General features: G+C 49.1%; 12 protein-coding genes. 2 read left to right on the top strand and 10 right to left on the bottom strand.

The features are described from left to right. Window positions 1–80 precede the first annotated feature (80 nt). A complete protein-coding gene (gene hpf / locus C7U56_RS11725) occupies window positions 81–608 on the top strand; it encodes a ribosome hibernation-promoting factor, HPF/YfiA family (protein ID WP_022360630.1) in 528 nt (175 codons plus the stop codon). Between the two features lie 112 nt (window positions 609–720). Here the strand turns inward: hpf and C7U56_RS11720 are convergent, their stop codons facing one another. The 4 genes from C7U56_RS11720 to trxB form a co-directional block, all read right to left on the bottom strand. Then, window positions 721–2,388 (bottom strand): formate--tetrahydrofolate ligase, encoded by a 1,668-nt coding sequence (locus tag C7U56_RS11720; protein ID WP_107001369.1) that lies wholly within the window; start codon window positions 2,386–2,388, stop codon window positions 721–723. Window positions 2,389–2,514: 126 nt separating this feature from the next. Next, window positions 2,515–3,159 carry a cyclodeaminase/cyclohydrolase family protein gene (locus C7U56_RS11715; RefSeq protein ID WP_107001368.1) on the bottom strand — a complete coding sequence of 215 codons (645 nt, stop codon included), beginning with the start codon at window positions 3,157–3,159 and terminating at the stop codon, window positions 2,515–2,517. 255 nt (window positions 3,160–3,414) lie between these two features. Then, window positions 3,415–4,962, bottom strand: coding sequence for a C40 family peptidase (locus C7U56_RS11710; RefSeq protein ID WP_107001367.1), 1,548 nt, complete (start codon window positions 4,960–4,962; stop codon window positions 3,415–3,417). A gap of 211 nt (window positions 4,963–5,173) precedes the next feature. Then, window positions 5,174–6,082, bottom strand: coding sequence for a thioredoxin-disulfide reductase (gene trxB, locus C7U56_RS11705; protein ID WP_353886968.1), 909 nt, complete (start codon window positions 6,080–6,082; stop codon window positions 5,174–5,176). Window positions 6,083–6,407: 325 nt separating this feature from the next. Between trxB and ymfI the strand changes: the two genes are divergently transcribed. Beyond that, on the top strand, window positions 6,408–7,139 hold the full coding sequence (ymfI, locus tag C7U56_RS11700; protein ID WP_107001365.1) for an elongation factor P 5-aminopentanone reductase: 732 nt from the start codon (window positions 6,408–6,410) through the stop codon (window positions 7,137–7,139). Here the strand turns inward: ymfI and C7U56_RS11695 are convergent. The 6 genes from C7U56_RS11695 to C7U56_RS11670 all read right to left on the bottom strand — a co-directional run bounded on the left by C7U56_RS11695 (window position 7,136) and on the right by C7U56_RS11670 (window position 14,073). Next, window positions 7,136–8,560: an MBOAT family O-acyltransferase gene (locus C7U56_RS11695; protein ID WP_107001364.1), complete on the bottom strand. Its 1,425-nt coding sequence runs from the start codon at window positions 8,558–8,560 to the stop codon at window positions 7,136–7,138. The genes ymfI and C7U56_RS11695 overlap by 4 nt on opposite strands. 629 nt (window positions 8,561–9,189) lie before the next feature. Further along, the gene (locus tag C7U56_RS11690) at window positions 9,190–10,245 is read right to left on the bottom strand and encodes an electron transfer flavoprotein subunit alpha/FixB family protein (protein ID WP_022360637.1); all 1,056 of its coding nucleotides are present in this window, start codon (window positions 10,243–10,245) and stop codon (window positions 9,190–9,192) included. A gap of 29 nt (window positions 10,246–10,274) precedes the next feature. Further along, window positions 10,275–11,066 (bottom strand): electron transfer flavoprotein subunit beta/FixA family protein, encoded by a 792-nt coding sequence (locus C7U56_RS11685; protein WP_107001363.1) that lies wholly within the window; start codon window positions 11,064–11,066, stop codon window positions 10,275–10,277. Between the two features lie 71 nt (window positions 11,067–11,137). Further along, on the bottom strand, window positions 11,138–12,289 hold the full coding sequence (locus tag C7U56_RS11680) for an acyl-CoA dehydrogenase (protein WP_107001362.1): 1,152 nt from the start codon (window positions 12,287–12,289) through the stop codon (window positions 11,138–11,140). Between the two features lie 130 nt (window positions 12,290–12,419). Beyond that, window positions 12,420–13,256, bottom strand: a complete 837-nt coding sequence (locus tag C7U56_RS11675) for a 3-hydroxyacyl-CoA dehydrogenase NAD-binding domain-containing protein (RefSeq protein WP_107001361.1) — start codon at window positions 13,254–13,256, stop codon at window positions 12,420–12,422. Between the two features lie 40 nt (window positions 13,257–13,296). Beyond that, window positions 13,297–14,073 carry an enoyl-CoA hydratase-related protein gene (locus C7U56_RS11670; RefSeq protein WP_022358585.1) on the bottom strand — a complete coding sequence of 259 codons (777 nt, stop codon included), beginning with the start codon at window positions 14,071–14,073 and terminating at the stop codon, window positions 13,297–13,299. Window positions 14,074–14,078 lie beyond the last annotated feature (5 nt).

Here is a 14,078-nt window from a genome sequence, read left to right as displayed (position 1 = left end):
TGACAATTTTGCGAAAAAGGTTGAATTTAACATCCAAAAGTGGTATACTATAGCCATCCCAATAAAAAGGAGCGATGATTATGCGTTATAAGATTACTGGAAGAAATATCAATGTTACCCCGGGGTTAAAAGCAGCTGTAGAGGAGAAGATCGGAAAGTTAGAGCGATACTTCAATCAGGACACTGAAGTGAATATCACACTTACGGTTGAGAAAGATCGTCAGAAGATCGAGGTTACCATCCCTGTCAAAGGCACCATCATCCGTGCAGAGCAGGAAAGCAACGATATGTATGTATCGATTGATTTGGTAGAAGAAATCATCGAGCGTCAGCTCAAAAAATATAAGAATAAAATCGTAGACAAGAAACAGGCGGCCGTTGCATTCTCTGACCTCTTCATAAACGAAGAATATGATTCCAACGACGAAGTAGATATCGTCAAAGTAAAGAAATTCGCTATGAAGCCGATGGATCCGGAAGAGGCTTGTGTACAGATGGAACTCTTAGGACATAGTTTCTATGTATTCCTGAATTCCGAGACCGAGCAGGTCAATGTTGTTTACAAACGTAAAGGCAACACCTACGGATTGATCGAACCAGAATTTTAATTCATCGCTTCGTACTATAAGTAGACAAGTTTCCTAGCAAAAAGGGGAGCTGCCATGTGGCAGTTCCCCTTTTTGCGTTGTGTTAAGTTCCATTCATATCCTATTTCTTTTCTTAGAACAGACCCGTGATCCGTCCATTCTCATCGACATCGATCTTCTCTGCCGCCGGCACCTTCGGAAGTCCTGGCATCGTCATGATGTCGCCGGTCAGCGCTACGATGAAGCCTGCGCCCGCGGATACTTTCAGGTTGCGGACAGTTACTGTAAAGTTCTTCGGTGCGCCGAGCAGCTTCGCATTGTCCGAAAAGCTGTACTGCGTCTTCGCCATACAGATCGGATAGTTACCAAATCCAAGCTCAGTCAGGCGTTTTGCCTGCTTCTTTGCTGCATCCGTGAGTACAACGCCGTCGCCGTGGTAGATCTTCTTCACGATCGCATCCAGTTTCTCCTCGATCGTTGTATCGGTCTCGTAGCAGTAGTGGAACTCGCTCTCAGTCTCGCACAGGCGGATGACTTCTTTTGCCAGCTCCTCGCCGCCTTCTCCGCCTTTCGCCCATACCTCGGACAGAGCTACATTGACACCGACCTCATGGCACTTATCCTCGATCAGCTTTAATTCTGCCTCGGTATCCATTGGGAAGCGGTTGATCGCTACGACACACGGAAGTCCATATACCTTGGTAATATTTTCTACATGCTGCATCAGGTTCGGAAGTCCCTTCTCCAGTGCTTCCAGATTCTCTGCGTTTAAGTCAGCCTTCGCCACGCCGCCGTGATGCTTCAAGGCACGTACCGTCGCTACTACAACGACCGCCGACGGTTTCAGCTCTGCCATCCGGCACTTGATATCCAGGAATTTCTCCGCACCCAGGTCAGCGCCGAAGCCAGCCTCTGTGATCGTGTAATCACCCAGCTTTAATGCCATCTTTGTCGCAATGACGGAGTTACATCCATGCGCGATGTTCGCGAACGGACCGCCGTGGATAAATGCCGGTGTATGCTCTAAGGTCTGTACCAGGTTTGGTTTCAGGGCATCCTTTAAAAGAGCCGTCATCGCGCCCGCTGCTTTCAGATCACCGGCAGTGACCGGTTCCTCGTCATAGGTATAACCTACGATAATCTTGGAAAGGCGTTCTTTCAGATCCGTAATGTTGCGTGCCAGGCACAAAACTGCCATGATCTCGCTGGCAACCGTGATGTCATATCCGTCCTCACGGGTCACGCCATCCACGCGGCGTCCCAGACCATCTACGATGTTGCGGAGCTGACGGTCATTCATATCGACAACACGCTTCCAGGTAATACGCTTCGGATCGATGCGGAGTGCATTGCCCTGATAGATATGATTGTCCAGCATCGCTGCCAGCAGGTTGTTTGCTGCGCCGATCGCGTGGAAATCACCGGTAAAATGGAGGTTGATATCCTCCATTGGAATGACCTGTGCATATCCGCCGCCAGCTGCACCACCTTTAACACCAAAGACCGGTCCCAACGACGGCTCACGAAGCGCTACGGTTACCTTTTTGCCAAGGCGTTTCAATCCGTCTGCCAGACCGACCGTGGTCGTGGTCTTTCCTTCTCCGGCTGGAGTCGGGTTGATCGCGGTCACCAGAATCAGTTTTCCATCCTTGCCCTCGGTCTCTTTCAGAAGACTGTAGTCTACCTTTGCCTTATAATTTCCATACTGCTCCAGATACTTCTCGTCTACGCCTGCTGCCTGTGCAATCTCACCGATTTTCAGTGGATTCGCTGCCTGTGCAATCTCAATATCTGTCATCATTACTCCTGTACCTCCCTGTTTTTGCGGTTTTGCCTGTTCCGGAAGTTTCCACACAGTGAATGTTATCTGCTTTATCTGCTGTAAAGACGATCCCCCCCTGTGAATTTCCCAGAAAGGCTGTGAATGTTATCTATTATATACTGTGTCTGACAATTTGGAAAGACACAAAATTGATTTTTCACAAAAAATTGCATCCGATTCCAGTTTTTCTACTCTTTTCTCAAGTTCTGATACATAACTTTCGTCCTTGATCGATGCCAGATTGATCTTCACATTAAAGAGGGCACCCACAACCGCTGTCCGGGCTAACATCGCCGCAATCAGACCGTCAGAAACGGCACCCTTATTGCCTCTCTTTACGACCGCTTCCGCCATCGGAAAAATCTTTGCCGCTGACTCCGCAATCGCAAGCGGCGCTTCGGTTGCCTCTTTTAACCCCTGCTGCAGGGCGGCAGTGCGGATTTTTTTCTCCTCCTCCGTCTCCTTCGGAAGTTTCAGCGCTCTCATATATCCATTGAACGATTCGCTGTCCTTTTTGATCCCTGACAGCAGCTCCTCATGCAGCGCAGCGCCCTCAGCTGCCAGCGCCTGCATTTCCTCCTGCACCCCGGCATATTTTTCCTTTCCGATCGTCAGATTTGCCACCATTTCCATCAATGCCGCGCCCAGCGCCCCCACCATCGCCGACACGCTTCCGCCGCCCGGTACAGACGCCTTCGAAGCAGTTTCTTCTACGAACTGATTTACGGAAAGTTCTCTTAATTCTGCCATGATTTTTCTCCTTTTTTATGAAAAAGAATGTGCCTTGGCACATTCTCGCGCCTCGCGCGGTCGCCTGCGACATAATTCTTCTTCGCGCGAGTGCACACATTTTCCTATGAAAATGAAAAAATACCGCAAAATTGCTTGTCTCACCGATCAGAAATCTTCTGCCCCGCTGGCAACGTAATTTTGCGGTATTCCCACCGCGCCCTACGGATATGAAATCGTTCCGTAAGAACCGATATACTCCTTTATCTGCGTTTACTAATTTAAGAATGAAACTGCCTTACACGGTGTTCGGTAGTTGGACGGCGAAATCTTGATGCCGCTCTTTGCCGTACTTGCGTGGATAACCTGTCCATTGCCTATGTAAAGTGCTACGTGATTGATATAATTGCCGCTCGCATAAAAAAGCAGATCGCCCGGCTGTACTGCGCTGACCGCAACCTCCTTGCCCTTTGCCGCCTGATCTCTCGAGCTTCGTCCGGTTGAAATACCGAAATGTGCAAATACACTCATTGTAAATCCGGAACAGTCCGCACCGTTTGTCAGACTGGTTCCGCCGTATACATACGGATTTCCAAGGAACTGCTTTGCGTATGCCACAACCGCAGAACGGGTAGCATTTGTTACTTCATTTCCAGAAGAGGACGTACCGCCTGTGCCCGGTCCGCCGCCCGGTCCAACGCCGCTTGCAGTGGTCGCTTTCGTCGCTGCCACGGTAGTCGGCGCTTTCGTCTCAACTGCCTTTGTCGTCTCCTTGGCTGCCGCTGTCGTCCCAGCTGCCTTGCTTTCGCTCGGATTCGCCTCTATTGTTCCGCTGTAGGAAGTCTCCGGTGCTTTGGTCGTCTCTTTGGCAGCTGCCGTGGTTTCCTTCGCCGCTGCCGTGGTTTCCGCTGCCCTCGACTCTTCCTCGGCTTTCTTCTTTACCTGTTCCAGGTTCTCGATCGCCGCATTCGCTTCCTGTTTCAGTTTTTCTTCTTCAGCTTTCTGCTGCTGTTCCTCAGCTACGGAAACTGCCTGCTTAAAGTCTACCTGCGTCGTAATATAATCTTTATACACATATCCGACCAGATCATTATCGACGGAAATCTTGGCAAAATCGCCCTCTTCTCCGATCACCTCATACTCTGCATCGGCAGAAAGAAGATCCAGCGTCTTGCCCTCTAAGCTCGGCGTCTCTCTCAGGCGAAGCGTAGAGGTATTTGTAACCTTTGCGTAGGTTGTGCCGACCTCCCTGGCAATCTTGGACGCTTCCTCACCGGTCACAAAATACTGTGCTTTAATATAACCGGTCACGGAACCCGACTGGATATGGTACCATTTGCCGCCCTCGCCGTCCACCGTGTCCAGAATTGTCGCCGCACAGTTATTGTAAATCTTTCCAACTACCTCGCTGCCTGTGCTCGCCTGTGCGCGAACATTGACATAATTGGTCACACGGGAAATCGCGATATTATCGTAGATCGACTTGGACATCGCGCGGACAACCGCCTCAGTCTCGCCAGTTGTCTCCTTTGGCTGGGCTTTCGTCTCTGCTGGCACCTGTGCCGATTTGGCTGTCTGCGCGCCGCCTGCCACTCCCGTCTGACCGGCTCCCGCCACTGCCAGAACTTCTTTAGAAGCAAATGCCTCCGCCAGCTCTTTTTCCGGGTTCAAGCTGCTCGCATAGTAATTATTGATCGCCACTGACGCACCAGCGACCGGGGCATCCGTCTCCAGATTCATCGCCGCCTGGGCGCTCATCTGTCCCGTCCCTGCCATCACAAGGCACGCTCCTGATGCTATCAGAAATTTCAGCGTTTTTCTCATAAGGACCTCCTACTCTTCTGTCCGTTCTGTTCCGTCGTTTTATCTCAAACTGTAACTGTTCAGTACCTTCACAGTCACGCGCAAAAATCCATTAAAAATTGACTACGGCAATGGGATTTTTGCCTGCTGACCCATGTTTTCGTATGGTCAGCGCAGTAAATGCGCAGACCTACTAAACAGTTACTCTGTTTTCTTCTATGTTAAAAATGAGTTATGCCTGAAGATATCGCTCTGCAGATGCCACGCAGTTTGCACCGTCCGATGCCGCTGTCAGAATCTGGCGCAGCGCCTTGGTCCGGACATCTCCGGCTGCAAATACGCCCGGAACGCTCGTCTGACCGCTCTCATCCGCCCGGATGTAGCCCTGCTCATCAAGCTCTAACTGACCCGCATACAGCTCACTCTCCGGTGCGATTCCGACCGCAATAAAGACACCATCCACGTCCAGCCGCCTCTCTTCTCCGGTTTTGGTCTGTCTCAGCCGCAACGCCTCCACCTGAGCGTTCCCTTCAATCGCAACCGTCTCGCTGTTCCAGACAAATTCAATATTTTCAAGCGCCTGTAAGCGCTCCTGCAGCCGTTTTGCCCCGCGAAGCTTGTCTCTGCGGTGGACGATATATACTTTTTCACACATCCGTGCAAGAAAAATTGCATCTTCCAGCGCCGCGTCGCCGCCGCCCACAACGGCAACCGTCCTTCCCCGGAAAAATGCCCCGTCGCAGGTCGCGCAGTATGAAACGCCTGCCCCGCGAAGTTCCTCTTCTCCCGGCACCTCCAACGTCCTGTGATGTGCTCCGGATGCCAGAATCACACAGCGTGCCTCATACGTCTCTTCCTCGCAGACTACTTTCTTCACATTTCCTGAAAGCTCGACCTGCACGACCTCATCCTGTACAACTCTTGCTCCCAGCTTGTTTGCATGCTCCCGGAACTGTCTGGAAAGCTCAAAGCCGGTCACACCCGGAAATCCCGGATAATTGTCCACCTCCCAGGTATTCAGCACCTGTCCGCCGCTGATTCCATTCTTCTCTATCACAATCGTGTCCAGACACGCCCGCTGTGCATAAATCGCCGCACTCAAGCCAGCTGGTCCGGAACCAATGATTATTATATCATACATGGTATACAGTTCCTTTCTTCCGAATCTGTTCGGTAATTGATCCGCTCTATCGCTGTGTCAGATCCATTTGGTTTTAGTATAACACATTTTGGCACTTTCATACAATGCTGTAAAACACTCAGAACAGCAAAAAATGGATGAAAATTTCTTACGATTTTATGACAGGCGGAAAAATGAAACTATTTCATGAATTTTAAATACATGCTATAATTCAATCAAATATGATGTTGGGGTCAAAAGCTTTTGACCCCTCTGATACCGAATTGCTCTGCACTGCGTGCTCCCGCAATTCTCAAAAACATTCGCATATAAGGAGTTTACTGCCATGAATCATAAAACTATCCTCGTAACCGGCGCTTCCCGCGGAATCGGGAAAGCGATTGCATTAACCTACGCTAAGAACGGCTGGGATGTCGTGATTACCTGCCTGAGGCGGGAAGAAGAATTAAAAAAGACCCAGCGCGAAATTGAAGCGCTGGGCGTTTCCTGCCTTGCCTGGATGGGCGATGCGGGCGATTTTGAGAGCTGTTCCCGCCTGTTTGACGCGATCCGGGAGCGCTTCGGTTCCCTGGATGTCCTCGTCAACAATGCAGGGATTTCCTACATCGGTCTGTTCCAGGATATGACGCCGGACGAATGGAACCACATTCTCAATACCAACCTGACCTCCGTCTTCAACTGCTGCCGCCTCGCCGTTCCGATGATGGTGTCACGCAAATCGGGACGCATTCTCAATATTTCCTCCGTCTGGGGCGTCTGCGGCGCTTCCTGCGAAGTCGCCTATTCTGCCACCAAAGGCGGCATCAACGCCATGACGCGCGCCCTCGCGAAGGAACTTGCGCCGAGCAGCATCCAGGTCAACGCGATCGCCTGCGGCGCTATTGACACCGAAATGAACCAGTTTCTCGATGAAGAAGAACGGAATGCCCTGCTGGAAGAAATTCCAGCAGGACGTATGGGGCGTGCCGAGGAAGTCGGAAAACTGGCATACCAGCTGGGGAGCGAGGACTCCTATTTAACGGGACAGATAATTCAACTGGACGGCGGCTGGATCTAAAACCTGAAATAAATAAACGGATTATACGTGCTGCTGACGAGATACATGGTACACAAAAACAGCAGCACAGCCATAATCACAATATCCACTGTCTTTGTCACTTCTTTCTCATACAAATGCTCCCGCAGCTTCGGGCATATACTCTGCGCGATGCCCGAAAGCAGCACGCCCAGCACCGCAAGAAAAATCACCTTCGGATTCACGAACAGCGATGCCGGATAGATGCCGTTCTCCCAGGTAAACATCTGATGCAGGATCACTTTCGCATCCGCCAGCGTATCGGCGCGGAAGAACACCCAGCCAACCACTACAACCAACGCCGTATAGATGTGATTCAGTCCCCGGAAGCAGTTCTTCTCCAATAGCTTCCCAAGTCCCATGCGTTCCACCACCAGAAACAGCCCATGGTACAATCCCCAGATGATAAAGGTTGCCCCAGCTCCATGCCAGAGCCCGGTCGCAAAAAAGACAATCAGCAGATTAACATACGTCCGCACCTGCCCTTTCCGGTTGCCGCCCAGCGGGATATAAAGATATTCCCTAAACCAGGTCGAGAGTGAAATATGCCAGCGTCTCCAGAACTCGCGGATCGAGGTAGAGATATACGGATAATTGAAGTTCTCCATAAAATCAAATCCAAACATTTTTCCCAATCCGATCGCCATATCCGAATATCCCGAAAAATCGAAATAAATCTGAAGTGTGTACAAAACCGCCAGCATCCACGCATTGACCGTTCCCAGCTGTGCCAGCGGTTTCTCCATCATCCAGTCCACCGTCGCCGCAAAGGTATTAGCAAACAACATTTTTTTCGCCAGTCCGTAGGAAAAGCGCTTGATTCCATACGCCATCCCCTCCGCCGTACACTGCCGGTTCCCAATCTGTTCGCAGACATCGTGATACTTGACGATCGGTCCCGCGATGAGCTGCGGAAAGAAGGAAATATAGAGCGCCAGATGAAAGATATTTTTCTGCGCCTGAATCGTCCCCCGGTACACATCCACCACGTAGGAAAGCGCCTGAAACGTGTAGAAGGATATTCCGACCGGAAGAGCAATCTCGCGGAAAGAAAGTGTATATGCGCCGCCCGCAAAGCAGCTTAACAGAGAATTTGCAATCTCGACTGCGAAGTTAAAATATTTGAAATAGCCCAGAAGAAGGAGGTTTAAAAACACGCAGGTTGTAACAGCAAGGCGCATTCTGTGTTTACTCTGCATCCTCCCAATCCACAATCCAAAGAAATAATTCAGCCCGATCGAAACAAGCATCAGAATCACATACTTCGGCTCGCCCCACGCATAAAAAAAGAGGCTGGCAGTCAGAAGGACGCTATTGCGGATATGCAGATTTTTCGTTATAAAATAAAGAAAAAATACCGCTGGCAAAAAATACCATAGGAACACAAGGGAACTAAATAACATAAATCATACCATCCTGTATTTGTTACTGTTCACGCATACGTGCCCAGTAACAGAATTTGCCGTGGCTTCGCATTTAAATACGGCAACTTCCTGCCGCCACCACGTTTTCTTACGGCACTTTCGGTTCCAAAAGTGCCTACCCGTGAACAGTAACCTGTATTTGTTACTGTTCACGCATACGTGCTCAGTAACGGAATTTGCCGTGGCTTCGCATTTAAATACGGCAAATTCCTGCCTCCACCACGTTTTCTTACGGCACTTTCGGTTCCAAAAGTGCCTACCCGTAAACAGTAACCTGTATTTTCTTATATAGCAGATAAATCATGTCTATATTCCAGACACTCTATTATACGGGCAATCCACCTTAATCTGTCAAGTGTTTTTGACCAGAATAAAAAATGTGCCTTTTTGTGTAATAGCGAATTCTAAGGAATTTCCTACTACACAAAAAAACCCTGCCTCCCAGGTTCATCACCTCGGAAACAGGGTTCTCTTTACTCGCTGGCACGGGACTGCGGAGTACTGGGTGGAGTAAATCCGTCCAGCCGGCGCTGTCTCATATATTTATCAGAGAAAAACATACAAAACTCTACTGCTATATGCTAAGAAGATTTCTCTTCCTATTTTAATTAGTTGTTCTTAGCTGCTGCTTTTGCTTCTTTGATCTTCTCAGTCAGCATCGGAACGATCTTGTTTAAGTCACCTACTACGCCGTAGTCAGCAACATCGAAGATCGGAGCAGACTCATCTTTGTTGATAGCAACGATGATGTCAGACTCTTCCATACCTGCCAGATGCTGGATAGCACCGGAGATACCGATTGCAAAGTATACGTTCGGACGAACAGTCTTACCTGTCTGACCTACCTGAAGATCCTTCGGTTTCCAGCCAGCATCTACAACTGCACGAGAGCAGCTTACGGTACCGCCGATAGCCTCTGCCAGATCATCCAGAATCTTGAAGTTCTCCGGGCTTCCTACGCCACGACCGCCGGATACAAGGATCTTAGCATCCATGATATCAACGGTGTTGGATACAGCCTTAACAACTTCCAGAATATCAACATATTTGTTGTTCTTTGTGAATCCCGGATTGAACTCAGTAACAACAGCTTTTTTGCCAGCTTCCTTCGGAGCCTTCTGCATAACACCCGGACGAACGGTTGCCATCTGCGGACGGAAATCCGGGCAAGCGATGGTAGCGATGGTGTTGCCGCCGAATGCCGGACGAGTCATAAGCAGCTGATTGTGCTTTGTCTCTCTACCCGGAACCGGATTCATCGGGAAATCGCCGATATCAAGTTTTGTACAGTCTGCAGTCAGACCTGTATGGATTCTAGCGCAAACACGCGGACCAAGGTCACGACCGATTGCAGTTGCACCGATCAGGAAGATTTCCGGTTTGAACTCTTTGATAACAGATGCGATTGCATGTGTGTACGGCTCTGTACGGTACTCTTTTAATTCCGGATCGTCTACAACGATAACCTTATCTGCGCCGTACTCTGCTAACTGATCTGCAAGACCCTTAACGTCAGAACCAACTAAAACAGCGGTTACTTCTACTCCTAAATCTTTTGCTAATTCTTTACCTTTGCCAATCAGCTCATAAGCGATATTGCTGATAACATTATCCACCTGCTGTGCAAAGACAAATACGCCCTTATATGCTTCTAAGTTGTTCATCTTATTCACCACTCTTTTCTATAAAATAATTAGATAATGTGTTTCTCTGCCAGTTTGCCAACGATATAATCTGCGGAAGCTGCCGGATCAAGTTCTACTTTCTCGCCAGCACCCTTTCTTACCTTATCGGAAGCTTTTGCGATCTGTGTCGGTGATCCCTTCAGACCAAGGTTGGAATCCTCAACCTCTTTCAGATCTTTTCTGCCCCAAACGGTGATCTCTTTTGCATATGCATCAAAGATTCCGCCCGGAGTCATATAACGCGGCTCGTTTAACTCTGCAAGAGCGGTTAAAAGACACGGAAGCTGTGCTTTTACTACATGATATCTATCATCATACTGACGCTCAACTACGATGTATTTCTCAGCTTCGTTTACTTCACGAATCTTCTGAGCGTAGCTGATTACCGGAAGGCCAAGGTGCTCGGAGATCTGCGGACCTACCTGAGCGGTATCGCCATCGATAGCCTGACGGCCAGTAATGATTAAGTCATAATCCAGGTTGCGAAGTGCGCCTGCGATTGTCTGGGAAGTAGCCCAGGTATCTGCACCACCAAGTACACGATCAGTTACAAGAACACCATTGTCTGCGCCCATAGCCATAGCCTCGCGAAGAACCTCTTCAGCCTTCGGAAGACCCATAGTAACTACGGTAACTTCTGCACCATACTGATCTTTTAAGCGAAGCGCTGCCTCCAGACCTGCTTTATCATCTGGGTTCATGATTGCCAGCATTGCGCTTCTGTCAAGAGTACCATCCGGGTTAAATTTAACTCCGCCTTTGGTATCCGGAACCTGTTTTACACAAACTACAATTTTCACGGTATTTTCACTCCTTATTTTTTTCTTTTTTCTCTAGGACTGAGATTGTTCTGATTTCTCTGCAGACTGAATTATTTTAACAGATCAGCGGAGATAACCATTCTCTGAACCTCAGATGTACCCTCGTAGATCTCAGTGATCTTAGCATCACGCATCATACGCTCTACGTCGTACTCTCTCGTGTAGCCGTAACCACCGTGAAGCTGTACAGCCTTGGTTGTAACTTCCATAGCAACCTCTGCTGCATACAGTTTAGCCATAGCTGCTTCTACAGAATAGGTTTTCTGTGTCTTCTTAGCAACGGCTGCTCTGTAAACAAGGAGCTGAGCTGCTTTAACTTTGGTAGCCATATCTGCCAGCTGGAACTGAGTGTTCTGGAACTGACCGATAGCACGACCAAACTGTTTTCTCTCTTTTACATAATCAACAGTTCTCTCAAGAGCGCCCTCTGCAAGACCAAGTGCCTGGGAAGCGATACCGATACGTCCGCCATCCAGGGTATGCATAGCGATGTGGAAACCTTTGCCCTTCTGGCCAAGCAGGTTCTCTTTCGGGATACGGCAATCTGTGAAGATCAGCTCGTATGTAGCAGATCCACGGATACCCATCTTCTTCTCTTTGGTACCGAAGGTGAAGCCCGGAGTTCCTTTCTCTACGATAAATGCAGAGATCTCTTTTTTCTTTCTGCCCTTTACTTCAACAACGCCTGTTACAGCGATGATAACGTAAATGTCAGCCTCTTTACCATTGGTAATGAAAACTTTGGAGCCGTTTAATACCCACTCGTCGCCGTCTAATACAGCCTTGGTCTGCTGACCCTGAGCATCTGTACCAGCACCCGGCTCAGTAAGACCGAAAGCACCAAGCTTCTCGCCCTTAGCAAGCGGAACCAGGTATTTCTGTTTCTGCTCTTCAGTACCGAAAGTCTGGATCGGATCGCAGCACAGAGATGTGTGTGCAGATACGATAACGCCGGTAGTACCACAAACTTTGGAAAGCTCCTCAACGCACATAGCGTATGTTAACGGATCACAGCCCTGTCCGCCATACTCCTTCGGAACCGGGATGCCCATGAAGCCAAGCTTCTGCATCTTTTTAACGGTTTCCTCCGGGAAGTGCTCTGTCTCGTCAACTTCCTGTGCCAAAGGTTTTACTTCGTTCTCGGCGAAGTCATGGAATAACTTTCTCGCCATTTCATGCTCTTTACTTAATGTAAAATCCATGTGTCTATTCCTCCATCATTTTCTTATATACGCTTAAGAGGCGGCTTTAAGCGCCGCCCCGTTGCGGTTCTTAAAAATCTGGTACTCTATTATGTTTTCATCTGGTCAAGAAGCCAGACTTATGTACATATTAGTTGTACTTGTAGAAGCCTTCGCCAGACTTACGGCCAAGCTTGCCGCCGCGAACCATCTTTCTAAGAAGCGGCTGCGGACGGTACTTCGGGTCACCAGTCTCAGACTGAAGTACTTCCATGATAGCCAGAACAACGTCCAGACCTACCAGGTCGCCCAGTTCAAGCGGTCCCATCGGATGGTTAGCACCCAGCTTCATAGCGGTATCGATACCCTCTACAGAAGCCTCGCCCTCAGCGTAGATACCGATAGCTTCGTTGATCATCGGGATGAGGATACGGTTTACTACGAAACCAGCGCCCTCTTCTACCTGTACCGGGATCTTGCCGATCTCTTCAGAGATCTTCTTAACTTTGTCAACAATCTCTACCGGAGTGTTTAAGCCTGCGATAACCTCAACCAGCTTCATAACCGGAGCCGGGTTGAAGAAGTGCATACCGATAACCGGGCGGTCAAGACCTGCACCGATCTCAGTAATGGACAGAGAAGAGGTGTTGGTAGCGAATACGCAGTCTGCCTTGCAGATAGCGCCCAGCTCTTTGAAGGTCTGTTTTTTGATCTCCATGTTCTCGATTGCTGCCTCAACTACGAGATCGCAGTCGCTGCAGATAGTCTTAACGCCGGTATGGATTCTGGCAAGGATCTTGTCTGCATCCTCTTTTGCCATCTTTCCTTTTGCTACTCTCTTCTCAAAGTTCTTGGAAATTTTCAGTTTGCCGTTGGAAGCAAACTCTTCGTTAATATCACACAGGCATACTTCATATCCATCTACCTGGGCAAATGCCTGAGCGATTCCGGAACCCATGGTTCCTGCACCAATAATACCAACTTTCATGACAAATCCTCCTGAAATTATACAACTATAATTTAACTAACTATCTATTGTTAAACTGCTCCACTTTCCGTTTCTCAAGGAATGCCTGCATACCGTTCTTCTGATCTTCTGTCTCGAAGCATCCGCCAAACAGTTTTTCCTCGATCACGATAGCCTGATCCATATCAGTCTGAAGTCCGTCGTTCATCGCCTTTTTGCTGTTTCTGACAGCGATCGGAGCCATCTTTGCGATAGCGCCTGCCAGCTTCTTCGCAGCCGGCATCAGCTCTTCCTGTGTATAAACAGCATTTACAAGTCCGACACGGTATGCCTCGTCCGCTTTGATGTTGCGGGACGCAAATACCATCTCTTTTGCCTTGCCCGGTCCGATGAGACGTGCGAGTCTCTGTGTACCGCCGAAGCCTGGTGTGATACCCAGACCTACTTCAGGCTGTCCGAATAATGCATTGTCCGAGCAGATACGGATATCACAGCTCATGGCAAGCTCGTTGCCGCCGCCGAGTGCGAAACCGTTTACTGCCGCGATAACTGGAACCGGGAAGGTTTCAATCTTGCGGAAAATATCGTTGCCGAATTTACCGAAGTGCTCGCCCTGCTCCTTGGTCATCACGCTCATAGCAGCGATGTCAGCACCGGCTACGAAAGATTTCTCTCCTGCGCCGGTCAGGATAATTGCACGAATTTCGGAAAGGTCTACTGCATCAAATGCAGCTTCAATATCCTTCAGCACATCCTCGTTTAACGCGTTCAGTGCCTTCGGACGATTAATAGTTATGACTGCGACGTGTCCGTCTACCTCATAGTCTACAAATCCCACTTCCA

Source organism: Clostridium fessum (assembly GCF_003024715.1).
GTDB lineage: Bacteria > Bacillota > Clostridia > Lachnospirales > Lachnospiraceae > Otoolea > Otoolea fessa.
Note: the sequence above shows the minus strand (reverse complement) of the source record. Positions and strands in the feature narration are given on the sequence as shown.